21 protein-coding genes and 3 tRNA genes are annotated in these 23,888 nt (G+C 61.0%); 16 read left to right on the plus strand and 8 right to left on the minus strand.

Annotated elements, in window-relative coordinates; all coding sequences use genetic code 11:
• The first annotated feature begins 62 nt into the window (after window positions 1-62).
• Window positions 63-2,345, plus strand: coding sequence for a bifunctional (p)ppGpp synthetase/guanosine-3',5'-bis(diphosphate) 3'-pyrophosphohydrolase (locus LPA35_RS20670; protein ID WP_228898692.1), 2,283 nt, complete (start codon window positions 63-65; stop codon window positions 2,343-2,345).
• 71 nt (window positions 2,346-2,416) lie between these two features.
• On the opposite strand, the gene greB is transcribed toward LPA35_RS20670, so the two are convergent.
• The 4 genes from greB to hrcA all read right to left on the minus strand — a co-directional run bounded on the left by greB (window position 2,417) and on the right by hrcA (window position 4,479).
• The gene (greB, locus tag LPA35_RS20675) at window positions 2,417-2,983 is read right to left on the minus strand and encodes a transcription elongation factor GreB (RefSeq protein ID WP_228898695.1); all 567 of its coding nucleotides are present in this window, start codon (window positions 2,981-2,983) and stop codon (window positions 2,417-2,419) included.
• A gap of 78 nt (window positions 2,984-3,061) precedes the next feature.
• A tRNA-Arg gene (locus tag LPA35_RS20680) sits at window positions 3,062-3,138 on the minus strand.
• A 208-nt stretch (window positions 3,139-3,346) separates the two neighbouring features.
• Window positions 3,347-3,423 (minus strand) — tRNA-Ile (locus tag LPA35_RS20685).
• A gap of 51 nt (window positions 3,424-3,474) precedes the next feature.
• Window positions 3,475-4,479: a heat-inducible transcriptional repressor HrcA gene (hrcA, locus tag LPA35_RS20690; RefSeq protein ID WP_055399047.1), complete on the minus strand. Its 1,005-nt coding sequence runs from the start codon at window positions 4,477-4,479 to the stop codon at window positions 3,475-3,477.
• Window positions 4,480-4,507: 28 nt separating this feature from the next.
• Here hrcA and LPA35_RS20695 point away from each other — a divergent pair, with 28 nt between their 5' ends.
• The 3 genes from LPA35_RS20695 to rapZ are packed head-to-tail and all read left to right on the plus strand — an operon-like array spanning window position 4,508 to window position 7,940.
• Complete coding sequence (locus LPA35_RS20695) at window positions 4,508-5,404, plus strand: NAD kinase (protein WP_055399049.1); 897 nt, start codon at window positions 4,508-4,510, stop codon at window positions 5,402-5,404.
• 2 nt (window positions 5,405-5,406) lie between these two features.
• Window positions 5,407-7,077, plus strand: a complete 1,671-nt coding sequence (gene recN, locus LPA35_RS20700) for a DNA repair protein RecN (protein ID WP_228898697.1) — start codon at window positions 5,407-5,409, stop codon at window positions 7,075-7,077.
• Window positions 7,077-7,940 (plus strand): RNase adapter RapZ, encoded by an 864-nt coding sequence (rapZ, locus tag LPA35_RS20705; RefSeq protein ID WP_121422498.1) that lies wholly within the window; start codon window positions 7,077-7,079, stop codon window positions 7,938-7,940. Before recN ends, rapZ begins: the two co-directional genes overlap by 1 nt.
• 27 nt (window positions 7,941-7,967) lie before the next feature.
• On the opposite strand, the gene mutY is transcribed toward rapZ, so the two are convergent.
• The 3 genes from mutY to mutM form a co-directional block, all read right to left on the minus strand.
• Window positions 7,968-9,038, minus strand: coding sequence for an A/G-specific adenine glycosylase (gene mutY / locus LPA35_RS20710; RefSeq protein WP_228898699.1), 1,071 nt, complete (start codon window positions 9,036-9,038; stop codon window positions 7,968-7,970).
• Window positions 9,035-10,996: a dynamin family protein gene (locus LPA35_RS20715; protein WP_055399056.1), complete on the minus strand. Its 1,962-nt coding sequence runs from the start codon at window positions 10,994-10,996 to the stop codon at window positions 9,035-9,037. Before LPA35_RS20715 ends, mutY begins: the two co-directional genes overlap by 4 nt.
• Before the next feature lie 106 nt (window positions 10,997-11,102).
• On the minus strand, window positions 11,103-11,918 hold the full coding sequence (gene mutM / locus LPA35_RS20720) for a bifunctional DNA-formamidopyrimidine glycosylase/DNA-(apurinic or apyrimidinic site) lyase (RefSeq protein WP_228898700.1): 816 nt from the start codon (window positions 11,916-11,918) through the stop codon (window positions 11,103-11,105).
• 29 nt (window positions 11,919-11,947) lie between these two features.
• Here mutM and LPA35_RS20725 point away from each other — a divergent pair, with 29 nt between their 5' ends.
• The 7 genes from LPA35_RS20725 to pth all read left to right on the plus strand — a co-directional run bounded on the left by LPA35_RS20725 (window position 11,948) and on the right by pth (window position 17,851).
• The gene (locus LPA35_RS20725; protein ID WP_228898701.1) at window positions 11,948-13,726 is read left to right on the plus strand and encodes a tetratricopeptide repeat protein; all 1,779 of its coding nucleotides are present in this window, start codon (window positions 11,948-11,950) and stop codon (window positions 13,724-13,726) included.
• A 44-nt stretch (window positions 13,727-13,770) separates the two neighbouring features.
• Entirely contained in the window at window positions 13,771-14,262 is a 492-nt protein-coding gene (locus tag LPA35_RS20730) for a lipoprotein insertase outer membrane protein LolB (protein ID WP_228898702.1), read from the plus strand.
• Between the two features lie 30 nt (window positions 14,263-14,292).
• Window positions 14,293-15,150, plus strand: a complete 858-nt coding sequence (gene ispE / locus LPA35_RS20735; RefSeq protein ID WP_228898703.1) for a 4-(cytidine 5'-diphospho)-2-C-methyl-D-erythritol kinase — start codon at window positions 14,293-14,295, stop codon at window positions 15,148-15,150.
• A gap of 30 nt (window positions 15,151-15,180) precedes the next feature.
• Window positions 15,181-15,257: transfer RNA gene (locus LPA35_RS20740), tRNA-Gln, on the plus strand.
• A gap of 46 nt (window positions 15,258-15,303) precedes the next feature.
• Window positions 15,304-16,278, plus strand: coding sequence for a ribose-phosphate pyrophosphokinase (locus LPA35_RS20745; protein ID WP_055399067.1), 975 nt, complete (start codon window positions 15,304-15,306; stop codon window positions 16,276-16,278).
• A gap of 171 nt (window positions 16,279-16,449) precedes the next feature.
• A complete protein-coding gene (locus tag LPA35_RS20750; RefSeq protein ID WP_055399069.1) occupies window positions 16,450-17,085 on the plus strand; it encodes a 50S ribosomal protein L25/general stress protein Ctc in 636 nt (211 codons plus the stop codon).
• A 157-nt stretch (window positions 17,086-17,242) separates the two neighbouring features.
• Window positions 17,243-17,851 (plus strand): aminoacyl-tRNA hydrolase, encoded by a 609-nt coding sequence (gene pth, locus LPA35_RS20755; RefSeq protein WP_055399071.1) that lies wholly within the window; start codon window positions 17,243-17,245, stop codon window positions 17,849-17,851.
• Between the two features lie 112 nt (window positions 17,852-17,963).
• Here pth and LPA35_RS20760 read toward each other — a convergent pair whose 3' ends face one another.
• Window positions 17,964-18,221: a YfhL family 4Fe-4S dicluster ferredoxin gene (locus tag LPA35_RS20760; RefSeq protein WP_055399073.1), complete on the minus strand. Its 258-nt coding sequence runs from the start codon at window positions 18,219-18,221 to the stop codon at window positions 17,964-17,966.
• Between the two features lie 208 nt (window positions 18,222-18,429).
• On the opposite strand from LPA35_RS20760, the gene LPA35_RS20765 reads away from it, so the two are divergent.
• From LPA35_RS20765 to LPA35_RS20785, 5 genes are all read left to right on the plus strand, one after another.
• Window positions 18,430-19,392 carry an ABC transporter permease gene (locus tag LPA35_RS20765; protein ID WP_055399075.1) on the plus strand — a complete coding sequence of 321 codons (963 nt, stop codon included), beginning with the start codon at window positions 18,430-18,432 and terminating at the stop codon, window positions 19,390-19,392.
• Window positions 19,393-19,399: 7 nt separating this feature from the next.
• Window positions 19,400-20,272: an ABC transporter permease gene (locus LPA35_RS20770; RefSeq protein WP_055399077.1), complete on the plus strand. Its 873-nt coding sequence runs from the start codon at window positions 19,400-19,402 to the stop codon at window positions 20,270-20,272.
• A 33-nt stretch (window positions 20,273-20,305) separates the two neighbouring features.
• The gene (locus LPA35_RS20775) at window positions 20,306-21,346 is read left to right on the plus strand and encodes an ABC transporter ATP-binding protein (RefSeq protein ID WP_121423058.1); all 1,041 of its coding nucleotides are present in this window, start codon (window positions 20,306-20,308) and stop codon (window positions 21,344-21,346) included.
• On the plus strand, window positions 21,343-22,218 hold the full coding sequence (locus tag LPA35_RS20780) for an ATP-binding cassette domain-containing protein (RefSeq protein WP_055399079.1): 876 nt from the start codon (window positions 21,343-21,345) through the stop codon (window positions 22,216-22,218). The genes LPA35_RS20775 and LPA35_RS20780 overlap by 4 nt, the downstream gene beginning before the upstream one ends.
• Window positions 22,219-22,320: 102 nt before the next feature.
• The gene (locus LPA35_RS20785) at window positions 22,321-23,811 is read left to right on the plus strand and encodes an ABC transporter substrate-binding protein (protein ID WP_228898704.1); all 1,491 of its coding nucleotides are present in this window, start codon (window positions 22,321-22,323) and stop codon (window positions 23,809-23,811) included.
• Window positions 23,812-23,888 lie beyond the last annotated feature (77 nt).

Raw genomic sequence — 23,888 nt, forward strand, 5'->3', positions numbered from 1 at the left:
CGACAGCGGTGCTTTTTTTTGCCCCAAAGTCTCCTGATGCGCTCCCGCGCTACATTTAAGGCATGAACGCGGTGCTCAACTCACCTTCTGCAACGCAAGCCCGCCCCGGCGAAGTACCAACGGCGGGAACTTTGTCGGCAGCCGCAGCGGCAGCCAATGCGGCTGCGGCCAGCTTTGCCGCGCTGACAGACAGCCTCGACTACCTGGACGCGACCAGCATCGAACAGGTGCGCCAAGCCTATCGCTTCGCTGACGAGGCCCACCTGGGTCAGTTGCGCAACAGCGGTGAGCCCTACATCACGCACCCCATTGCCGTGGCTGCACAGTGCGCCACCTGGAAATTGGACGCCCAGGCGCTGATGGCCGCACTGCTGCACGATGCCATGGAAGACTGTGGCGTCACCAAAGCAGACCTGATAGACCGCTTTGGCGCCCCCGTGGCTGAACTGGTAGATGGGCTGACCAAGCTCGACAAGCTGCAGTTCAACACCCGCGAAGAGAACCAGGCCGAGTCTTTCCGCAAGATGCTGCTGGCCATGGCGCGCGACGTGCGCGTCATCCTCATCAAGCTGGCGGACCGCACGCACAACATGCGCACGCTGTCGGACATGCCGCGCAGCAAATGGGGCCGCATCTCCTCGGAGACGCTGGAGATCTATGCACCCATTGCCCACCGCCTGGGCCTCAACCAGACCTACCGGGAATTGCAGGATCTGGCCTTTCGGCACCTGCACCCATGGCGCTACGCCACGCTGTCCAAGGCAGTCAACAAATCACGCAACCGCAGGCGCGATCTGGTGCAAAAGGTTCAGGCCGAGGTGGACACCGCCTTCTCCAAGATCGGTATGAAGGTCCGCCTTGCCGGCCGCGAGAAAACGCTGTACGCCATCTACCAGAAGATGGACCTCAAGCACCTGAGTTTTGCCCAGGTCACCGATATTTACGGATTCAGGGTGATCGTACCCACGGTGACAGACTGCTACACCGCCCTGGGCGTGCTCCACCAGATGTACAAGCCGGTTCCTGGCAAGTTCAAGGACCACATCGCCATCGCCAAGCTCAATGGCTACCAATCCCTGCATACCACCTTGGTGGGCCCTTCCGGCGTGAACATCGAATTCCAGATGCGTACGGACGAGATGCATGTCATCGCCGAGGCTGGTGTGGCCGCGCACTGGTTGTACAAGGCGCAGGACGGCGATGGCACATCGGCCGAGCGACTAGGGACCAAGTGGCTGCAGTCCCTGCTGGACATCCAGAACGAGACCCGCGATGCCGCCGAGTTCTGGGACCATGTCAAGGTGGACCTGTTCCCGGACGCTGTCTACGTTTTCACCCCCAAGAGCCAGATCATGGCCCTGCCTCGCGGAGCTACCGTGGTGGACTTTGCCTACGCCATCCACAGCAACGTTGGCGACCGCACCACGGCGGCCAAAATCAACAACGAGCAAGTGCCCCTGCGGACCGAACTCAAGAATGGCGATGTGGTGGAGATCATCACAGCCCCGGTATCCACGCCCAACCCGGCTTGGCTGGGTTTTGTACGCACGGGCCGCGCACGCTCCAAGATCCGGCATTACCTGAAAACGCTGGCACAGACCGAATCGGAAGGCCTGGGCGAGAAGCTGCTGACCCAGGCCATCCGAGCGGAAGGCATGGAGCAGCTCCCTCCCCAGGACGCAGAGACCCAACCGATGTGGGACAAACTGCTGCGCTTTACAGGAAACCGCACCCGCAGCGAACTGATGACGGACCTGGGCTTGGGCAAGCGCATCGCCAGCATCGTGGCCAAGCGACTCATGGTGCTGATGTCCGAACACGGCCATCGTCCTGATGCGCTGCTCATGACACGGGAGCGCTACACATCCCACGAGACGCTTTCGCAAGGAGCGGTAACTCTGGATGGCAGCGAAAATGCCTCGGTGCAGTACGCATCCTGCTGCCGCCCAGTACCTGGCGACAGCATCGTGGGCTATCTGGGCCGTGGCGAGGGCCTGGTGGTCCACAACGCCCACTGCACCGTGGCCAAGCGGCTGCAGCACAAGGACAGCGAGCGCTTCATTGCGGTGGACTGGTCGGACGAGCCCACGCGCATGTTCGAAACCGGGGTCGTGGTGACTGTCACCAACGGCAAAGGTGTGCTCGCCCGGGTGGCCGCTGAACTGGCCAATTCAGAAGCTGACATCACCCATGTGGACATGGATGACGAGGCGGCCCTCGACACCACAGACTTGCGCTTTATTGTGGCGGTGCGAGATCAGACCCACCTCGAAACCGCACTGCGCAACCTGCGGCGCACCCAGGCCGTCATTCGCGCTGCACGCATCACCCCGCAGGCCACGTAAGCACTTCACAGCGCTGAGCAGCGCCATCAACCCAAGCAGGGCTTGGCGTAAAGCGGCGTTGTAGCCCCTGCTCAGTCCGCATGCGCGGCGCGCTGCGGATACCGCACTGCCACCACTTCAAGGCTTCGCACGCCTCCTGGCGTAGGCAGTAGCACCTCGTCACCCACATGGGCCTTCAAGAGCGCACGTGCCACCGGCGAGATCCAGCTCACCTGCGATTCCCGGCTGTCTGCCTCATCGATGCCCATGATGGTGATCGTGCGCTCTATACCCTCGTCATCGATGTACGTGACTGTGCAGCCGAAAAATACCTGATTGCTGCCCGCATGCAGGCTGGGGTCCACCACTTCGGCAATCTCGAGCCGCTTGGTGAGAAAGCGGATGCGTCGATCAATCTCTCGCAAACGTTTCTTGCCGTAGAGATAGTCGCCATTTTCAGACCGATCTCCGTTGCTGGCAGCCCAGTGCACGGCTTCGACCACTTTGGGCCGCTCGTTGTCAATCAGGTCCAGCAACTCGTCACGCAGACGTGCGTATCCTGCCGGAGTGATGTAGTTCTTGCCGCCCGCAGGCAACGCAGGCAACACCAATTCATCCTCATCGGAAGCATCGGTTTCTTTGGTAAAGGCTTTGCTCATGGAAGATCTCCCCCGTCAGCGAGAAACGCTTTGACAAATGAAAAAGCCTGCAATCTTGCGATTGCAGGCTTTAAACATTGGTGCGGCTGGCAGGAATCGAACCCACGACCCCTTGGTTCGTAGCCAAGTACTCTATCCAGCTGAGCTACAGCCGCTAAGCTTCGAATTATAGCATGATTTCTTGGCAACCCTTGAAATCAACTTTTTTCACTGTAACCATGCCGCATGGGCCTGACCAGCAAAAGCTCAACTCAACGCAAGCCGCAATTGTAATGCACTCCAGAGACTCCAAAAGAAGAAAGGCGCACATTGCGACAAGAAAACTGGCCGTGATCGTGATGATCGCCCATTCGAATGAATGGGTGGTAGGGCGTGTTGGACTTGAACCAACGACCAAAGGATTATGAGTCCTCTGCTCTAACCAACTGAGCTAACGCCCCAAGCCATGCTCCAGCGCTATACAACGGGGCAAGCGCCGTATTGTAGGGGCTTTACTTGCGATGGCTGAGTGCGTTGGACACCAGCTTTGATGTGATGTCCACGATCTGAATCATCCGGTCGTATGGCATGCGCGTGGGGCCGATCACGCCCAGCGTCCCGACCACTTTGCCGTCTACCTCATACGGAGCACTGACGATGGACAGCTCCTCAAAAGGCACGACATGGCTTTCACCGCCAATGTAGATGCGCACTCCCTCGGCCTGGCTGGAGATATCCAGCAACCGCAGAATCTGGGTTTTCTGTTCGAACAGATCGAAAGCACGTCGCAAGTTGCCCATGTCGCTGGAGAAATCACTGACCGCCAGCAGGTTGCGCTCACCAGAAATCACGACCTCGTCCTGCGCTTGGGACAAAGCCTCAGACCCCACATTCACCGCAGCCTGCATGAGCGAAGCGATCTCGCCGCGCAGCACATCCACCTCAGATTTCAGGCGCTCACGCACTTGCTCCATCGCAAGCCCCGCGTAATGCGCGTTCAGAAAGTTGGAAGCCTCAATGAGTTGCGACTGGGAGTAGTCCACGTCCGTGAAGATCACGCGATTTTGAACGTCGCCCTCGGGCGAAACGATGATGACCAAAAATCTCCGCTCGGACAGCCTCAAGAACTCAATATGGCGGAACACCGATGTTCTGCGTGGTGCCATAACGACACCGACGAACTGCGAAAGATTGGATAGCAACTGGGCAGCGTTGGCGATCACCTTTTGCGGCTGTTCGGGCGCAAGCTGGGGGGGGGTCAGAGGGTCCCGCTGCACTGTCAGCATGGTGTCCACAAACAGCCGATAACCTCGTGCAGTAGGAATGCGACCGGCTGAGGTGTGGGGACTCGCGATCAGCCCTAACTCCTCCAGATCCGCCATGACGTTACGGATAGTGGCTGGAGATAAGTCCAGCCCAGACGCGCGCGACAACGTGCGGGATCCGACGGGCTGCCCATCGGCGATGTAGCGCTCGACCAGCGCTTTGAGCAACAACTTGGCACGGTCATCGAGCATGGAATGATTTTAATGATGTAATTTCGCGATGACGTCCAATTTCCGCCATGTCGCACTGATAGGCAAGTACCAAGCTTCTTCGGCGGGCTCCATCGGTGAAAGCTCCCGCCAGGCCCTGGAAGACATCGCCCATTTTCTTGAACGCCAGGGTTGCGAAGTGATGCTGGAAGCTGAGACCGCAAGCAACACCGGGCTCACACACTATCCAGTCCTGAATGTAGACGAGATAGGCAGTCGATGCGATCTGGGCCTGGTGGTCGGGGGTGACGGCACCATGCTGGGCATAGGTCGGCGGCTCGCCCGGTTTGGGACGCCCCTGATCGGCATCAACCAGGGACGGCTTGGCTTCATCACCGACATTCCTTTCGATACCTATCAGGCCACTCTACCCCCCATGCTCCAGGGCGAATACGAGGAAGACTTGCGACCGCTGATGCACGCCACGGTCGTGCGCGACGAGCGCGTCGTCTTCGAAGCCCTCGCGATGAACGATGTCGTTGTGAACCGAGGCGCGACTTCAGGCATGGTGGAATTGCGGGTCGAGGTCGGCGGCCGATTTGTGGCGAACCAACGCGCAGACGGACTCATCATCGCCTCACCCACAGGGTCAACGGCGTATTCGCTGTCAGCCGGTGGTCCCATGCTTCACCCCTCCATTCCTGGATGGGTGCTGGTGCCCATCGCCCCTCATACGCTCTCCAACCGACCGATTGTTCTGTCGGATGCCACCGAGGTGGCGGTTGAGGTTGTGAGTGGCCGGGATGTCAGTGCCAACTTTGACATGCAGTCACTTGCCTCACTGCTACACGGTGACCGCATTCTGGTGAAAAGGTCAGAGCACTGCGTGCGGTTTCTCCATCCTCAAGGCTGGAACTACTTTGCCACCCTGCGCAAAAAACTGCGCTGGAACGAAGGGGGCTCCTGACCATGGCGCTCCGGCGGATTACCCTGCGCGATTTTGTGATCGTTCAAGCGCTTGAACTTGAACTAAGTTCCGGCTTCACCGTGCTGACGGGAGAAACAGGCGCTGGGAAATCCATCCTGATTGATGCACTGCAACTCGTTTTGGGCGCACGCTCCGATGCAGGTGTGGTTCGCGAAGGCGCTGACAAAGCGGATCTTTGCGCTGAGTTCGATTGCCCACCCCATCTCCAGCCATGGCTCGAGGACGCGGGTTTTGACATTGATGAGCTGTTGCTTTTGCGTCGGACCGTGGACTCTCAGGGCAAAAGCAGGGCTTGGATCAATGGCACCCCAGCCACTGCTGCCCAGCTGCGGACTTTGGGAGACAGCCTGCTAGACATCCACGGGCAGCATGCTTGGCAAAGCCTTACAAGACCCGACTCGGTACGCGGCCTGCTGGACGCATTTGCAGGGGTGCACACAGCAGAAACCGCAGCGCTCTGGGCACAATGGCGAAAGGATCAAAAAGCCCTGGAGCAAGCACGCCTGGCCCAGGCTAATTTGCAGCAGGAAAGTGAGCGTCTGCAATGGCAGATCAACGAGGTGGACAAGCTCGCACCCATTGATGGCGAATGGGAAGAACTCGACGCACAACATAAACGCCTCTCACATGCGCAGGCGCTGCTGGAAGGGGCAGAGGGCGCCATCCAAGCCCTCCAAGATGAAGATGCTGGTGCACTGACTGGGCTTGCACGCGCGCACGATCTTCTCCAAAGCCACGAGCATATTGAGCCCGAGTTCGCACCGCTCGCAGACATCCTTTCTTCCAGCCTCGCACAAGCCAGCGACGTGCTCCACTCGCTGCAGCTGTATCTGAGGCACGTGGAAATAGATCCACAGCGTCTGGCCGAACTCGACACCCGCATTTCGCTCTGGATGACCTTGGCACGCCGTTACAAGCGCACGCCAGCAGAGCTGCCGGCTCTACACCAGAGCTGGAAGGAGGAGATGCGCCGGCTGGACGCAGCGACAGATCTGGAACGACTGGAGGCCGCCGAGGCCGCCAGTGCCAAGGCCTACCACGCGTCGGCACGCGCGCTGTCTCTGGGTCGCGCCAAAGCTGCCCCGAAACTGTCTCACGCCATTACCCAAGCCATGCAGGGCCTGGGCATGGAGGGAGGAAAATTCGAGGTTTCCATGACCAAGGCCTCAGAGCCCTCGCACCACGGTATCGATGACGTGGTATTCCTCGTCGCGGGCCATCCCGGGATGACACCGAAACCCATCGGCAAAGTCGCATCGGGCGGCGAACTCTCCCGCATTTCGCTGGCCATCGCTGTAACAACCAGTGAATTGGGTATGACCCCCACGCTCATCTTTGATGAAGTGGACTCTGGCGTAGGGGGGGCGGTGGCTGAAACAGTGGGGCGGCTGATGCAGCAGCTTGGCAGCGACCGTCAGGTGCTCGCGGTCACCCACCTGCCGCAGGTGGCGGCTTGCGCACACCACCACCTCAAGGTGGCCAAACGCAAGAGCCCGAATGGCACCACCAGCGCCGTATCGACGGTACAGGGCGAGAACCGTGTGGCAGAAATTGCCCGCATGCTGGGCGGCGAACGATCCACCCAGACTACGCTCGCCCACGCGAGCGAGATGCTGGATCTCGCGGCCGTTGCACGAGAAGGACATGGCTGATGGCACTTGAAATTGTTTTGATCACGGGTATGTCGGGATCAGGAAAGTCCGTGGCGCTGCATGCGCTGGAGGACGCAGGGTATTACTGCGTAGACAACCTGCCCCCAGAACTGCTGCCAGCTTTTGTGGCGCTGGAACACCGTCACCACGGCAACCGCGTTGCTATCGCGATGGACGTTCGAAGTGCCACCTCATTGCATCAGGTTCCACAGGAGCTGAGTCGGCTCAGGAGCGAGGGCGTTTCGGTGCAATCGGTTTTCCTCGACGCCACCATCGATACGCTTGTCAGGCGTTTCTCAGAAACACGCAGGCGCCACCCGCTGTCGCACGACGATCTCCAACAGGGTCGAAAAGCGCTCGTGCAGATTATCGAGCTGGAGCGCGAGCTGCTGGCGGAACTGCGAGAACAGTCGCATGTGATCGACACAAGCACCATACGGGCTTCACAGCTCCAAAGCTACGTGAAGAGTTTGCTTGTCACCACCCGGGGACAGATGACCCTGGTATTCCAGTCTTTTGCATTCAAGCGTGGTATACCGATGGACGCTGACTACGTCTTTGATGTGCGAATGTTGCCGAACCCACACTATGAACCTGCGCTGCGGGATCTGACGGGGCTGGACGAACCTGTCGCCCATTTCCTGCGCCAGCAACCCGATGTGTCGCTGATGCAGGCGCATATCGAGCAATTTCTCGCGCACTGGCTGGAAATGCTTGACCGGAACCACCGCAGTTATGTCACGGTCGCGGTAGGCTGCACTGGCGGCCAGCACCGCTCGGTCTACTTGGTGGAACGACTAGCCGATGTTTTGAGCAGCCGCTGGGCAACCCTGAAGAGACACCGAGAGCTGGACGGACGCTGATATCTACGCAACAAAACCCGGGTACGCTCACCACAACTGAGCTTGGGTCGAATCAAGCAACTTGCGGATGGGGGCAGGCAGGCCGATAGAGGGCCACTCATTGACCCCAAACCACGCCCCTTCTTCAGTGGGCTGATCCGGAACCTCCCCCGTGACCAACACGGGGTGAAGATGCAAATCCCTGTGTGTCAGCACATGGAGAAAAGGCTGGAGCTCGTTGCAGGCAATGCGAGAAGCATCACCTAGGAATTTGACATATCCGTTCAAAGAGGCGCCGTCGGCGAAGACCGGCACACAATGCATGCCAGCCCATATCCCAGCAGAGGGGCGACGTTGCAACCACACCTGGCCAGCAGAATTTCGAAGTACCAGAAGCTGCCAAGACTCAGACCGGCGTGCCAGCTTGCGTGTCTTGACGGGGTAGCGTTGTGGATCTCCGTCTTTGAATGCCACGCAGCGGCCCGCCAAAGGACACCGGTCGCAACGTGGCAATCGTGGCGTACAAATCGACGCTCCCAGATCCATGAGTCCCTGGGTATAGCGGGGCATGGCCGTAAGCAGATTTTTCTGCGGCAGCAGTGACTCCGCCTCCTTCCAGAGCAGACGCTCGTTTCCCGCCGACGCGAGGTCCTTTTCAAAGCCGAGCAAACGCGTCAAAACCCTGCGCACGTTGGCATCAAGAATAGGCACGCGTTCAGAGAAACAGAATGCGGCAATCGCTCCAGCGGTGGAGCGACCAATCCCCGGCAAGGTAGCCAGCATCTCGGCGGTGCGAGGAAAGGAGCCTCCGTGCTCTGCCACAACCTGCTGGGCGCAGCGATGCAGGTTACGGGCCCGGGTGTAGTAGCCCAGCCCGCTCCAGAGGCCCATCACTTCATCCTGCTCTGCCTGCGACAGGGCCACTACGTCGGGAAAACGCTCCAGAAAGCGCGCGTAGTAGTCAAGCACCGTAGTAACCTGCGTTTGCTGCAGCATGATCTCGGACAGCCAGACCCGGTACGGATCGCGCGTCTGTTGCCAAGGCAGGTGATTGCGGCCATGAGACGCCTGCCATGCGACCACGAGCCCAGCCACATCCTCCCGCCCACCGTCGCTCATGCAGATACCAGATGGCTACCCGAGGTCACGGAGTCAAGACCGGGCAGAGCAACAAGCTGGGAGGTCAACTCCTGCAGCCTTTGCTCCAGTTGGACCAACTCATCCTCACTCGCTTCAATTTCCGCAATGCGCTCCACCAAACCGCTGGCAGCCTGCTGGATGCGATCCACAGCCTCGATACGACGCGCAAAACTACGGCGACGCTCACGCAGCTGCGCATCCAGTTGGGCTGTAGCAGATTTGCTCCACAGTTCAAGATCGTTCGCGGCCGATTCATACACGGTGCGCAAACGCATGGCAAGAGCCCGGACCAGACGTTCCGCAAACTCGGGCTGGGCCAGCTTGAGCGCGTTCCCCATGCCGAGGTATTGGAGATGGCTCTGTTCGATCTGATTCAGATCGTGCGTAAAGTGCTCCAGCTGCGGAGGCGAGGGGACCTGCAGAGAAAAGCCGAACTCGGCATTGAGTTGCCTGAAGGTGCCACCCAACATGGCCTGAATCTCAGTGCCTGACGCTTGTGCTTTGTCCAGCGTACCGCGCAACTTGTCGAAAGTCTGAAGATAGATTTTCTTCACCCCCAGCTTGAGCCCTTTTTGCTGCAGGGTCTGCGCCAATTCCGAAAGCTCGACTTTGAGCGCCTTGGCACCCAACTGCTGAAATACATCTCGAAGCAGCTTCAGGTGGACTGCACGCACCGCCTGGATTTTGGAAGTGCTCAGGTCAAACTCCCGCTGTTCCTGCTCAATGCGATGCCGCATCGATTCGATCACAGACGCATTCTTGCCGCGCAGGCTTCGCAATTCGGCCATCTGGTCGTCAAGATCTCGGCGCCGGATATTGATGACCCGAGAAGTCTCAGTGCGCAAACTGGCCACGCCGTTGGCCACAGCCGCCCGCAAAATAGACTGCCGCCGCCCCATGATTCCTTTGGCCAGCGCCTCTTCCAGAACAGGCAGGCCGCTGGTCTCCAGCAGCAGATCATCAGCAGTGATCTTGGCAACCAGCCCTTTCTGCGCAGACACGGGCACAACCCTGTCCAACGGAACACCCAGCATTTCTGCAGACGTACTGCACTGGCGCTCCATCTGCGCCTGCACCTGCTCGGCAGAATTGAGCGTGTCCCACAAGGTGTCTATCTTGTTGAGCACCACCAGCCGGGCATCCATGCTGTCCGCCGAAATGGCCAAGTGCTCGCGCCAGATGGACAAATCAGAGCGGGTAACTCCGGTATCAGCGCTCAGAATGAAGACCACCGCATGCGCCTGCGGAATCAGGTTGACGGTAAGTTCAGGCTCAGCGCCCACGGCATTCAGCCCTGGCGTGTCCAGAATCACCAGCCCCTGTTTCAGCAAAGGATGGGGAATATTGATGAGGGCGTGGCGCCACATGGGCACCTCCACCAAGCCCTGGGCATCAGGCACAGGGTTTTCATCGGTCAGATCATCGTGCCAAAAGCCCAATGCCCGCGCGTTGTCCAGGCTGACCTTTCGTACTTCGGCCACCTTTTCGAGCGCCTTGGCAATCTGGTCCGCGTTTCCGACATCCAGGGGGATCTCCTGCCACCGGTCCGTTTTAACCCTCCACTCCGCCAGGCTCTGCATCTGCAGTCGGGTTTCAATGGGCAGCAGACGAAGGCTGGGCGCCACGCTGGCGTCGTACCCAAGTTCGGTGGGGCACATGGTGGTGCGCCCTGCACTCGCAGGCATGATGCGGCGGCCATAGTCTGCAAAGAAGATCGCGTTGATCAACTCAGATTTGCCGCGCGAAAATTCGGCAACAAACGCCACCATGACCTTGTCGCTGCGAACCTGCTCCTCCAGGCGTTGCAGCCGCTCCTGGACGGCTGCGTCCATGAGTTCGTGCGAGGACATCCACTCGGCCAGCCGCTTGAGTTGCTGGGCGAACTCACGCCGCCAGGCACCATGCTGGTCGAACTGTTCGTTGAATGAAGGTCCCACTTTGCTCCCAGAGATCTAAGAATGGCCTGCAGGGCAGGCATACACAAAATATAGCATCGACCGCTCGCGGGCCGTCATGCCACGGCGAATTGGTACTTGACCTGATTCAAGGCCGCTGGCACATCGGGCAAAAATAGCTGCTCCGCTGCCCCTGGCGCAGCACCTTTATCGAAGTGCCACAAACATGGCATGGCGCTCCATCGCGTCCATAAACGTTGGTCTGGGTCTGAAAGTGGCCTGCCATTCCATCTGCATTGGAAAAATCGCGCAGCGTGCTGCCCCCCATATCCACGGCCCGCGCCAATACAGACCGAATGGCAGCGTGCAATTTGAGCACCCGCGCAGGCCCGATACGCGACGCACTCGTCGTGGGACGGATTCCAGCCAGAAAAAGCACTTCTGACGCATAGATATTGCCAACCCCCACCACCAGCCGGCCAGCCAAGAGCAACTGTTTGATGGGCATCTGGCTCTTTTTCAGACCAGCCTGGAAAACAGCAAGAGAGAATCCGTCAGACAGCGGCTCCATTCCCAGCCCGCCCAGAAGCTTGGTCGCAACAGGGTCTTGTTCCCCATGAACGTACACCACGGCACCGAATCGGCGCGGATCGTGCAGCCGCAGCGTCCCCTGGCTGGTCAGCATGTCAAAGTGATCGTGGACTCCGGCCGCCGGTAACCCCTGGCTGAAGCGCAGGCTGCCCGACATCCCAAGATGCACGAGCAGAACTCCTCGACTGGTATCGGCCAGCAAATATTTTCCGCGGCGGCGCAGGCCCATCACCTGCTGCCCCACCAAAGTCTGTGGCGCGCACCCCAGAGGCCAGCGCAAGGATTTGCCGAGGGTGACCGCCTCAATGCGGGCGCCAGTGATGGCCTGAACCAAACTGCGGCGGGTCACTTCCACTTCGGGCAACTCAGGCATACAAAGACCCCGGCAATGGGTTAACAGGCATGGATTATTATGACCCGATGGTGCTATTTCACAGCTTTCGGATTGCCGCATTGACGACCTTGATCGCGGTATCCGCCCACTCAGCATGGGCACAACAGACCGGCAGTGACAGCCGCCCCGCCACAGATGAATCTCCAGTGGTATCCAACCCGGCACTGGATGCTGAATTGTTCTACGAGATTTTCCTGGGCGAAATCAGCGCCCGGACAGGCGACCCCGGTGCTGGTTATGCCTTCATGCTGGAGGCTGCACGCCGCAGCGCAGATGGCCAACTCTACCAAAGGGCCGCAGATATCGCCTTGCAGTCACGATCGGGTGAATATGCACTGGCAGCGGCGAAGGCATGGAAAGAGGCCCTGCCACAGTCGCGCGAGGCGAATCGCTATGTGCTGCAAATTCTTGTTGCACTGAACCGTATTGGCGAAACACCCGATCTGCTGCGCCAGGAACTCGCCCAATCATCCCCCCGCGCAAAGGCTTCGACCCTGTCTGCACTGCCCCAGATGTATGGGCGTGCCAGCGACAAGGCGCTGGCAGCGAAGGTGGTGGAAGCCGCCCTCGTGGACGAGCTTTCCCACCCTGCCACCGGCCCTGTGGCCTGGGTATCCCTGGGTCGCCTTCGCCTCGCGGCGGGCGATAAATCGGGGGCACTGGATGCCGCTCGGCGCGCGCAGGCTCTTGACGACGCTAACGAGGGGGCCGCTAGGCTGGCGCTGGAGCTGATGGAAGAGAACACCCCCGAGGCCGAACCACTGGTAACACAAGCACTTGCCAAACAACCCGTGCCAGAGTTGCGAATGGGCTATGCGCGGGTTCTTTTGGGCTTGCAGCGCTATCCCGATGCCGCCCGCCAACTGGAATACGTCACCAAAGAGAAACCGGACTTGGTAGAGGCCTGGCTGGTGCTGGCCACCCTGCAGTTGCAAGACAACAGGCTCTCCGCTGCAAAGAGTGCGCTGCAGCGCTTCATGGAGCTCACCTCCGCCGCGACCGATCCTGAAGTGCGTCAGAAAGGGCTTACGCAAGCCTATTTGCTGTCCGCACAGCTCGCAGAGAAGAAGGGCGATTTTGCCGCTGCAGAGGCGTGGCTCAACCGCATCGACAACGTGGACGAAGCCTTCAGTGCGCAAAGCCGCCGCGCGTCCCTGCTGGCACGGCAGGGCAAAGTGGCCCAGGCGCGGGAACTGCTGCGAAACCTGCCAGGAACCTCTGCTGACGACAAACGCATGAAGCTGCTGGCCGAGGTGCAGCTACTGCGTGACCTGCGGCTTTACCAGGAAGCCTACCAAGTCCAGAGCGAGCTTGTGGCGCTCGCACCTGATGACGCCGAACTGGTGTATGACCAAGCCATGCTGGCCGAAAAAGCGGGTCACCCGGAGACTATGGAGAAACTGCTGAGGCAGGTGATTTCCCAGAAGCCTCAATACCACCATGCTTACAACGCCCTCGGTTATTCATTGGCAGACCGGGGCGTGCGCTTGGACGAAGCCAAACAGCTGATTCTGAAAGCTATGGAGTTCGCCCCCTCCGATCCCTTCATTACCGACAGCTTAGGCTGGGTGGAATTTCGCATGGGCAACAAGGCAGAGGCCAAGCGGCACCTGGAAACCGCCTACCAAGCTCGCCCGGATGTAGAAATCGCAGCGCATCTCGGTGAGGTGCTTTGGAGCCTGGGTGACAAGGAAGCTGCTCTCAAGGTCTGGAAAGAAGGCGCGCGGACAAGCCCTGACAATGAAACGCTGAAAGAAACGCTGAAGCGCCTTGGGGTGAGCCTTTGATGTACGGAGGTTCAAGAACTCCTTTTCAACACGTTGCGCGCCTCATGGTCGGCCCCCGTCTCGCCGGGCTGCTGTTGTGGGTGGCCTGCGCACTGTGGCTGGTCGGCTGCACGCAGCCGCCACAGGTACCTGCAGGCGAAGAAGATGCCTGGAATGGGCGTATCGCCCTGCAGGTGGAAGGACAGGCATCGCAGTCGTTCTCTGCAATATTTGAACTGCGGGGCAATGCACAGACCGGGGGGCTTGCACTGATCAGCCCGCTCGGCAGCCGCATCGCACAGCTGGAATGGAAAGATGGCCATGCACAGCTGACCAGCGCGCAGGAATCGCGGACCTCTGATTCGCTCGACGCACTGCTGCAGGATGTGACGGGCACGCGCATCCCCGTGGCCGCCCTGTTCGCCTGGCTCAAGGGTGTACAAACCACTGTGCCAGGTTGGAGGGCCGATCTTTCGGCCCTGGAACAGGGGCGACTGGTGGCACACCGCGACGACCCCGCCCCCCAGGCCACTTTGCGCATCGCACTGACCCGCTAGCCGCCCTCCTCACGCGCCCAATTCGTTGCCATGCAATCCCTGTATGACGTGCCGGCTCCGGCAAAGCTCAACCTTTTCCTTCACATCACAGGCCAACGCGCGGACGGGTACCACCTGCTGCAGTCGGTCTTCATGTTGATCGACTGGTGCGACGCCCTCCATTTCGAGCGCCGCGCCGGTGGCGCTATCACACGCGAAGACCTGGGCACAGCACTGCCAGAGCTAGACCTGACGATCAAGGCCGCGCTTGCACTGCAGCGAGCCACCGGCTGCACCCAGGGTGCACACATTGGCGTCGTGAAAAACATCCCCTCGCAGGCGGGCATGGGTGGTGGCTCTTCCGATGCAGCCAGCACCTTGCTTGCCCTTAACAGGTTGTGGGGTCTGAACCTGTCGCAATCGGCACTGGAAGCTATTGGTCTGAAGCTCGGTGCAGACATTCCATTTTTTTTACGCGGTCACAACGCTTGGGTCGAAGGAATTGGTGAGACAATCACGCCGCTTGAGAAAGCACAGCAACTACCGCAAGCGCGCTTTGCCATCGTGAAGCCCGCTGCAGGCTTGGAGACAAAAGCAATTTTTTCGTCACCAAGTTTGAAACGCGATTCAGATAGTGCTACAATCTTAGGCTTTGCTGCAGCACACTTTGACTTCGGTCGAAACGACTTGCAGCCAGTTGCCCAGGCACTTTGCCCCGAGGTTACCGAAGCCATTGAATGGCTCGATGTCCTAGGATTGCAAGGCAGGATGACAGGCTCTGGAAGTGCAGTGTTTGCGCATATGTCACATGCAGTTGACTTGAGTGGAGCCCCACAGGGCTGGCAAGTTAAGGAATGTGAAAATCTGATGGTCCATCCTCTGGCAGGTTGGGCATCAGGCAAGAATTAAGGTTAGCTGCCTTCGGTAGTTGACCTGTGTAGGGGAGTCGCCAAGCTGGTTAAGGCACCGGATTTTGATTCCGGCATGCGAAGGTTCGAATCCTTCTTCCCCTGCCAAACGCTTTCCGCGTACGGGCTTTTATTTCAGACTGCTGGGACGCTCATGCAAGCCAACCACCCCGACTTCATGGTTTTCACCGGCAATGCCAATCCAGGCATGGCAGCTGAAATTGCCCAACACCTCGGCACCACCCTCGGTGCGGCTGACGTGGGTCGATTCTCCGACGGTGAAGTCACCGTTGAAATCAAGCAAAACGTGCGTGCACGCGATGTTTTCGTGGTGCAGTCCACCTGCGCCCCCACCAACGAAAACCTCATGGAACTGCTGATCATGGTTGATGCGCTCAAGCGTGCATCGGCTGAGCGCATCAGCGCCGTGATCCCCTACTTCGGCTATGCCCGCCAGGACCGCCGCCCGCGTTCGACGCGCGTGCCTATCACCGCCAAGGTGGTGGCCAACATGCTGCAAGCCGTGGGCGTGGCACGCGTGCTGACCATGGACTTGCATGCCGACCAGATCCAGGGCTTTTTCGACATCCCGGTGGACAACATCTACGCGTCGCCCGTGCTGCTGGGCGACCTGCGTCAGAAGAACTATGAAGACCTGATTGTGGTCTCGCCCGACGTGGGTGGCGTGGTGCGCGCCCGTGCACTGGCCAAGCAGCTCAACTGCGACCTGGCCATCATCGACAAGCGCCGCCCCAAAGCCAACGTGTCCGAAGTCATGCACGTGATCGGCGAAATCGAAGGCCGCAACTGCGTGATCATGGACGACATGATCGACACCGCCGGCACGCTGGTAAAGGCCGCTGAAGTGCTCAAGGAGCGTGGCGCCAAGAAGGTGTACGCCTACTGTACGCACCCTATTTTTTCGGGTCCTGCCATCGAACGCATCGCCAAGGGCTCGGCCCTCGATGAAGTGGTGGTGACCAACACCATCCCGCTGAGCGACAACGCCCGGGGATGCGCCAAGATTCGCCAACTTTCCGTGGCCCCGCTGATCGCAGAGACGATCCAGCGCATTGCCAAGGGTGAGTCGGTGATGAGTCTGTTCTCGGACCAAGACAACCTGTTCTGACAAACGCGGGGCTCGCAAGAGGCCTTCGGCTTGGAAAGACGGTTGAACAGGACACCAAGCCTCCTTCGGGAGGCTTGTCTGTTGGTTCGGGAACGAAGTGTGGCCTGCTATCGCGGGCCTTTTTAAAACAGGGCAAGACTGGTCGCGGTCTGTCCTTTTCAGGAGCTAGTTATGAACTTCGTCGCTTTTGAGCGCGCCAAGCAAGGTACGGGTGCGAGCCGCCGTCTGCGCAATTCGGGCAAGACGCCTGGCATCGTCTACGGTGGCACCGCCGAACCCCAACTCATCGAGGTGGACCACAATGCACTGTGGCACGCCCTCAAGAAGGAAGCTTTCCACTCCAGCGTGCTGGACATGGAAGTTGCCGGCACGACCTCCAAGGTTCTGCTGCGTGACGTGCAATACCACCCCTACAAGCAACTCGTGCTGCACATCGACTTCCAGCGCGTGGACGAAAAGACCAAGCTGCACATGAAGGTGCCACTGCACTACAGCGGTGCTGACGAGTCCAACGCCGTCAAGGTCGACAAGTGCATGGTCAACCCGATCGTGAATGAGCTGGACGTGACCTGCATGCCTTCGGACCTGCCTGAGTTCATCGCTGTGGACCTGTCCAAGCTGGAAAAGGGCGCATCCCTGCACCTGAAGGACATCAAGCTGCCCAAGGGCGTGACGGCCAAGATCCGTGGCGGTCAGAACAACAACCCCGTGCTGGTGTCCGTGGTGCCTCCAGTGGTGGTCGTTGAGACCCCTGCCGAAGCCGCTCCTGCTGCCGATGCCAAGGGCAAGGGCAAGGGCAAGAAGTAATCGGTCAACGACCTCGATGACTTCACCCGGTCAGCCCGCCCTGCGGCGTTGACCCCCAACGGCCCACCTTGTGTGGGCCGTTTTCATTGGCGCAAAGCCATTCGCATCTGCAAACCGTCTGGCTCTAACCACCCCACACCCACCGATAATCCCGCCAATGATCAAGCTGTTTGTAGGCCTTGGAAACCCCGGGCCAGACTACGAAGCCACCCGCCACAACGCCGGTTTCTGGTGGATTGATGCGCTGGCGCGCGAACTCAAGGCCACGCTGGTGCCCGAGCGCAGCTACCACGGGCTGGTAGCGCGCACGACGGTGCATGGGCAAAGCGTCTGGCTGCTGCAGCCACAGACCTTCATGAATCTCTCGGGCAAGTCGGTGGCTTCGCTGGCGCGCTTCTTCAAGATCCAGCCCGAAGAAATCCTGGTGGTGCATGACGAACTGGACATTCCGCCAGGGCAGGTCAAGCTCAAGCGCGGCGGCAGCCATGCAGGGCACAACGGCCTGCGGGACATCCATGGCCAGCTCGGCTCCCCTGACTATTGGCGCCTGCGCGTGGGCATCGGCCACCCGGGCGTGAAAAGCGAAGTCGCCAACTGGGTGCTCAAAAAGCCCTCCCCCGACCAGCGCACGCTGATCGAAGACAGCATCGTCCATTCGCTGAAGGCCTACCCGGCCATGCTGGCAGGCGAGATGGACAAGGCCACCTTGCTCATCCACACCACCAAACCGCCGCGCCCCAAGCCCCCCCGCCCTGCAGAAGACTGAGCGGCACGGCAGGGGTAACGACGGTCCGTCGCATCCCCTTCGGTCAATAGCTATTATTTTTATAGCTTCTTGCGCTTGATGGATAAGCGCCAGAGCCCAAAAACACTTCAAACTAACTCGAAGCTGGCGCCTGCAACCGCTGGAACTTCTGCCACAGGGTTTCGCGGTTCTCGACGTGCTGCGGGTTCACGGGGATGCAGGCGACGGGGCAGACCTGCACACATTGGGGCTCGTCAAAGTGCCCCACACATTCCGTGCACTTGTTCGGGTCGATCTCGTAGATCTCCTGCCCCAGATAGATGGCCTGGTTAGGGCATTCGGGCTCGCACACATCACAGTTGATGCACTCGTCGGTGATCATCAGCGCCATACGGCCTCCCTGGGCACAGGGCCAAAAACAATGGAGACAGGGTACGCGGCGCGGTTCATGCTCCGTATTATCCCGCGCTGGTGGCATGTGCCTTGCATGCCACACTGCAACCCACCACCGCTGACGGGGATGTTTTTACCGTTATGCTGTGTATACACATTAATTTTGACGCCCGCGCGCCCTAACCCTCTCCTCACCCACCTCACCCATGGGCCTGTTTTTTCTCAAGCGGTTTATTACCCTCCTGGCCACGCTGATCGGCGCGTCCATTGTTGTGTTTCTGGTGCTGGAGATCCTACCGGGCAACGCCGCCCAGATGCTCATGGGACCCGACGCCTCGCCCGAAGCCGTGGCTGCGCTGGCCAGCAAGCTGGGGTTGGACCAGCCCGCCAGCCTGCGCTACTGGCAATGGGTGAGCGGGCTAGTGGTCGGCAACATGGGCGACAGCTATGCCTACAGCTCACCCGTGCTCGACCTGGTGCTGGAACGCCTGGCCCTCACGGTGCCCCTGGCCCTGATGGCCATGGTCATCACCACCGTGCTGGCCCTGGTGGCAGGTGTGTATGCAGCATCGCGCCACAACAAGATCGGTGATGTCGGCGTGATGGGGCTGGCACAGATCGGAATTGCCATCCCCAATTTCTGGTTCGCCATTCTGCTGATCCTGCTGTTCTCCGTGAAACTGCAGTGGTTCTCGGCCGGTGGCTTCCCCGGCTGGACCGAAGACGCTGGCGGTAGTCCACTCGAAGCCCTCAAGGCCCTGCTGCTGCCCGCCATTGCGCTGGCCGTGGTGCAGGCCGCCATCCTCGCGCGCATCACGCGCTCGGCCGTGCTGGAGGTGCTGCGCGAAGACTTTGTGCGCACTGCCCGCGCCAAGGGCCTGTCGCAGCGCGCGGCGCTCTGGGGCCATGTGCTGCGCAACGCCATGATCCCGGTGATCACCGTGATGGGGCTGCAATTTGCCAACCTGCTGGCGGGCACCATCGTGGTGGAGAACGTGTTCTACCTGCCCGGCCTGGGGCGCCTGATCTTCCAGTCCATCTCCAACCGCGACCTGATCGTGGTGCGCAACTGCGTGATGCTGCTCGCCGCCATGGTGGTCATCGTGAATTTCGTGGTGGACATCCTTTACGCCGTGATCGACCCGCGCGTGAAGGCCTCCGACATCTGACCCCCCCATGAACGCTGTCATTCCTTCGCCTTCTGTCACCTCTGCCCCCAGCTGGCTGCACCGCGCGCTGCGCCACCGCAGCTTCGTGATCGGCGCCGTTCTGTCGCTGCTGCTCCTGCTGGCCGCTGCACTGTCGCTGGTCTGGACACCCTGGTCGCCCTACGAGATGGACCTGGCCTCCAAGCTGCAGCCGCCCACCGGCACACACTGGCTGGGCACCGATGCCTTTGGGCGTGATGTGGCGTCGCTGTTGCTGGTGGGTGCGCGCAATTCCATTCTGGTGGGCGTGATCGCCGTGGGCATCGGGCTGACCGTTGGCACGGCGCTGGGCCTGCTGGCAGCGGCCAAGCGCGGCTGGGTCGAAGAACTCATCATGCGGCTGGCCGACTTTACGTTTGCCTTCCCGGCCATCCTGTCCGCCATCATGCTCACCGCTGTGTTCGGCGCGGGCATCGTCAACTCCATCATTGCCATCGGCATCTTCAACATCCCGACGTTTGCGCGCGTCACCCGTGCATCGGCCAACGCGGTGTGGTCGCGTGAGTACATCCTGGCGTCGCGCGCCTGCGGCAAGGGCAGCTTGCGCATCACGCTGGAGCATGTGCTGCCCAACATCCTGTCGGTGCTCATCGTGCAGGCCACCATCCAGTTCGCCATTGCCATCCTGGCCGAAGCCGCCCTCTCCTATTTGGGCCTGGGCACCCAGCCGCCCCAACCCTCCTGGGGCCGCATGCTCAGCGAAGCACAGACGCTGATGTTCCAGGCCCCGCTGCTGGCCGTCTGGCCTGGTGTGGCGATTGCGCTGGCCGTGCTGGGGCTGAACCTGCTGGGCGATGGTCTGCGCGACCTGCTGGACCCACGCTTGTCGCGCAAGCGCTGAAACCTCCGCCGAACCTTGCACGAACTGTTCTCCATGTCTTTCCTGCTCGAAGTCTCCAACCTCCGCATCCGCCTGCAGACGCACCGGGGCCCGGCCGATGCCGTGCGCGGCGTGAGCTTTTCGCTGGCGCGCGGTGAAACCCTGGGCCTGATTGGTGAATCGGGCTGTGGCAAATCCATCACCGCCATGTCGCTCATGGGGCTGCTGCCTGACAGCGCGCAGGTCACCGGCAGCATTCGCTTTGATGGCCAAGAGCTGGTGGGCCGCACCGATGCACAGATGTGCCAGATGCGCGGCAACCGCATTGGCATGGTGTTCCAGGAGCCCATGACCGCGCTCAACCCCGTGCACACCATAGGCCGCCAGGTGGCAGAGCCGCTGCGCCTGCACCGGGGCATGAATGCGGCAGCCGCACGCACCGAAGCCATTGCCCTGCTGGACCGCGTGGGCATTCCCAACGCCGCGCAGCGCTTTGACGCCTATCCGCACCAGTTCTCCGGCGGGCAACGCCAGCGCATCACCATCGCGATGGCGCTGGCCTGCGGGCCCGACCTGCTGATTGCCGACGAGCCCACCACGGCGCTCGATGTGACGATCCAGCAGCAGATCCTGGACCTCATCAGCGATCTGGTGGCCGAGCGCAACATGGCGCTCATCCTGATCTCGCACGACCTGGGCGTGATCTCGCAGAACGTGGACCGCATGATGGTGATGTACGGCGGCAGCGTGGTCGAAAGCGGCTCCACCGCCTCGGTCTTCTCGGCCATGGCCCACCCCTACACACGCGGCCTGTTTGCCGCCCGGCCTCACCTGGGCGCCGTGCACGCGCCCGGCCAGCGACCTCGCCTGTCCACCATCCCCGGCACGGTGCCTGAGCTGGTCGACCTGCCTTCAGGTTGCCCTTTTGCGGGCCGCTGCAGCTACACGGTGGATGCCTGCCACCACAACCAGCCCGAGGCCACGCTCGTGGCCACCGATGCCGATGGCGACCACGAGGTGCGCTGCCTGCGGCGCGAGGCCATTGCCGAAGCCCAGAGTGCCCAGGTGGTAAACATCGTCGAGGTGGCCGCATGACCCAGGCGCTGCACAGCACCCATCCCGCAGAAACGCCGCTGCTGCAGGTCAAAGACCTGGTGCGTGAATACACGCTGCCGCGCGACCATCTGTTCAAGCCACCCGGCAAGGTGCATGCCCTCAACGGCGTGAACTTCTCGATTGCCTCTGGCCGCAGCCTCGGCATCGTCGGCGAATCGGGCTCGGGCAAGTCCACCCTGGCACGGCTGGTAATGGCGCTCGATACCCCCACCTCCGGCACGGTCGAGCTGCTGGGCCGCAACCTGCACCAGTTGCCCGCCGAGCAGCTGCGCCAGGCGCGGCGCGACTTTCAGATGGTGTTCCAGGACCCATATGGATCACTGGACCCGCGCCAGACGGTCGAGCGCATCGTGACCGAGCCACTGCAGGCGCAAGGACAGACCACGCGCGCCGAGCAGCGCGAGCAGGCCGCCCAGGTGCTGGCCCAGGTGGGCCTGCGCACCAACGACCTGGGCAAGTACCCGCACGAATTTTCTGGCGGCCAGCGCCAGCGCATCGCCATTGCACGCGCCCTCATCACCCGGCCGCGCCTCATCGTGGCGGACGAACCCGTGAGCGCACTCGACGTGTCGGTACAGGCCCAGGTGCTGAACCTGATGCAAGACCTGCAGCAGCAGTTCGGCATCACCTACATGCTCATAAGCCATGACCTCGCGGTGGTGAATCACCTGTGTGATGAGGTGGTGGTGCTCTACCAGGGCCGCATCGTAGAGCGGGGCTCTCCCGGAGAGCTGTTCCGCAACGCGCAGCACCCGTACACGCAATCGCTGGTGGGTGCGGTGCCGCAGGTGCTGCCGGGCCGTGCAAGGGCGCGCCGTGCCGCAGCTGCGGCCGCAGCAAAAATCGTGTAACCAAATACCGATGTGATGGTGTAAAAAGCTTTTGTGCTCCCCGGTAACCCATTGCAAAGGCGCCGGGGTCTTCGTCTGGTTTTTTGTCTGGAGAGTCCGAACATGCTGAACCGCCGTACCGTCCTTGCCACTGGCGCCATCGCCGCTGTGCCCTTGACCACCTCGCTTGGCGCCCTGGCGCAAAGCCGCAAAGATGCGGTGACGCTGGCGATGACGCTGGAGCCCCCAGGCCTGGACCCCACCGCCGGTGCGGCATCTGCCATCGCCGAGATCGTGCAGTACAACATCTTCGAGACGCTCACCAAGATCAACCCCGACGGCAGCGTGTCGCCCCTGCTGGCCGAAAGCTGGGAGGTCTCGCCCGACCTCAAGACCTACACCTTCAAGCTGCGCCGTGGCGTGAAGTTCCAGAACGGCGAGCCCTTCACCGCTGCGGCCGTCAAGTTCTCGTACGACCGCGCGGGCGGTGAGAAGAGCACCAACAAGGACAAGCGCACCTTTGCAGGCATCACCACCCAGGTGGTGGACGACTACACCGTGGTGCTGCTCAACAAGGAGATCGACCCCGACCTGTTGTTCATCCTCGGCCAGGCCACCTCCATCATCGTGGAGCCCAAGAGCGCCGACACCAACGCGAACAAGCCCGTGGGCACCGGCCCCTACCAGCTGCAGGCCTGGAACAAGGGCTCGTCCGTGGTGCTGACCGCGTGGGACGGCTATCGCGACGCCAAGTCGCTCAAGATCAAGCGCGCCACCTTCCGCTTCATCTCCGACCCCGCCGCCCAGGTGGCCGCCCTGCTGGCCGGTGACGTGGACGCCTTCCCGCGCGTCACACCGCGCAGCGTGGCACAGTTCAAGGCCAACCCGAAGTACCAGGTGATCGTGGCAGGCTCGCGCGCCAAGACCATTCTGGCCATCAACAACGGCAAGAAGCCGCTGGACGATGTACGCGTGCGCCGCGCCATTGCCGCAGCCATCGACCGCAAGGCCGTGATCGAAGGCGCGGGCGACGGCTACGGTGCGCCCATTGGCAGCCACTACGTGCCTGGCGCCTTTGGCTATGTGGACACCACGGGCGTGAACCCCTACGACCCCGAGAAGGCTAAGAAGCTGCTGGCCGAAGCCGGCATCAAGACGCCGCTGGAGCTGACCATGACGCTGCCCCCCACGCCTTACGCCCGCCAGGGCGGCGAGGTGGTGGCTGCCCAGCTGGCCAAGGTCGGCATCGTCGCCAAGATCCAGAACGTGGAATGGGCGCAGTGGCTCAGCGGCACCTACGGCAGCAAGAACTACGACCTGACCATCATCAGCCACGTGGAGCCCTTCGACCTGGGCAACTTTGCCAAGCCCGACTACTACTGGGCCTACAACTCGCCCAAGTTCAACGACCTGTTCACCCAGATCAAGAACGCAGCACGCCCCGCCGACCGCGCCAAGCTGCTGGGCGATGCGCAGCGCCTGCTGGCCAACGATGCGGTGCACGCCTTCCTGTACTCCAACCAATGGATCACGGTGGCCAACAAGAACCTCAAGGGCTTGTGGAAAGACATGCCTGTGTTCGTGAACGACATCTCCGCGCTGTCCTGGTCTTGAGATGGGCCCCCCCTGTGGCCCTTCGGGCCTTCCCCCCGCTCTCGCATTGCTGCGCAATGCGGGCAGGGGACGCAGCC

Source organism: Acidovorax sp. Leaf73, assembly GCF_916855635.1.
Taxonomy (GTDB): Bacteria; Pseudomonadota; Gammaproteobacteria; order Burkholderiales; family Burkholderiaceae_C; genus Acidovorax; species Acidovorax facilis.

What these genes read in the sequence shown, in the direction of transcription:
- LPA35_RS20765 (WP_055399075.1), top strand. Translation starts at nt 18,430, where the DNA reads ATGGGCCTGTTTTTTCTCAAGCGGTTTATTACCCTCCTGGCCACGCTG.
- hrcA (WP_055399047.1), bottom strand. Translation starts at nt 4,479, where the DNA reads ATGCTCGATGACCGTGCCAAGTTGTTGCTCAAAGCGCTGGTCGAGCGC.
- recN (WP_228898697.1), top strand. Translation starts at nt 5,407, where the DNA reads ATGGCGCTCCGGCGGATTACCCTGCGCGATTTTGTGATCGTTCAAGCG.
- greB (WP_228898695.1), bottom strand. Translation starts at nt 2,983, where the DNA reads ATGAGCAAAGCCTTTACCAAAGAAACCGATGCTTCCGATGAGGATGAA.
- ispE (WP_228898703.1), top strand. Translation starts at nt 14,293, where the DNA reads ATGCAATCCCTGTATGACGTGCCGGCTCCGGCAAAGCTCAACCTTTTC.
- LPA35_RS20780 (WP_055399079.1), top strand. Translation starts at nt 21,343, where the DNA reads ATGACCCAGGCGCTGCACAGCACCCATCCCGCAGAAACGCCGCTGCTG.
- LPA35_RS20770 (WP_055399077.1), top strand. Translation starts at nt 19,400, where the DNA reads ATGAACGCTGTCATTCCTTCGCCTTCTGTCACCTCTGCCCCCAGCTGG.
- LPA35_RS20695 (WP_055399049.1), top strand. Translation starts at nt 4,508, where the DNA reads ATGACGTCCAATTTCCGCCATGTCGCACTGATAGGCAAGTACCAAGCT.
- LPA35_RS20745 (WP_055399067.1), top strand. Translation starts at nt 15,304, where the DNA reads ATGCAAGCCAACCACCCCGACTTCATGGTTTTCACCGGCAATGCCAAT.
- LPA35_RS20760 (WP_055399073.1), bottom strand. Translation starts at nt 18,221, where the DNA reads ATGGCGCTGATGATCACCGACGAGTGCATCAACTGTGATGTGTGCGAG.
- pth (WP_055399071.1), top strand. Translation starts at nt 17,243, where the DNA reads ATGATCAAGCTGTTTGTAGGCCTTGGAAACCCCGGGCCAGACTACGAA.
- LPA35_RS20775 (WP_121423058.1), top strand. Translation starts at nt 20,306, where the DNA reads ATGTCTTTCCTGCTCGAAGTCTCCAACCTCCGCATCCGCCTGCAGACG.
- LPA35_RS20725 (WP_228898701.1), top strand. Translation starts at nt 11,948, where the DNA reads ATGGATTATTATGACCCGATGGTGCTATTTCACAGCTTTCGGATTGCC.
- mutY (WP_228898699.1), bottom strand. Translation starts at nt 9,038, where the DNA reads ATGAGCGACGGTGGGCGGGAGGATGTGGCTGGGCTCGTGGTCGCATGG.
- mutM (WP_228898700.1), bottom strand. Translation starts at nt 11,918, where the DNA reads ATGCCTGAGTTGCCCGAAGTGGAAGTGACCCGCCGCAGTTTGGTTCAG.
- LPA35_RS20785 (WP_228898704.1), top strand. Translation starts at nt 22,321, where the DNA reads ATGCTGAACCGCCGTACCGTCCTTGCCACTGGCGCCATCGCCGCTGTG.
- rapZ (WP_121422498.1), top strand. Translation starts at nt 7,077, where the DNA reads ATGGCACTTGAAATTGTTTTGATCACGGGTATGTCGGGATCAGGAAAG.
- LPA35_RS20750 (WP_055399069.1), top strand. Translation starts at nt 16,450, where the DNA reads ATGAACTTCGTCGCTTTTGAGCGCGCCAAGCAAGGTACGGGTGCGAGC.
- LPA35_RS20670 (WP_228898692.1), top strand. Translation starts at nt 63, where the DNA reads ATGAACGCGGTGCTCAACTCACCTTCTGCAACGCAAGCCCGCCCCGGC.
- LPA35_RS20730 (WP_228898702.1), top strand. Translation starts at nt 13,771, where the DNA reads ATGGTCGGCCCCCGTCTCGCCGGGCTGCTGTTGTGGGTGGCCTGCGCA.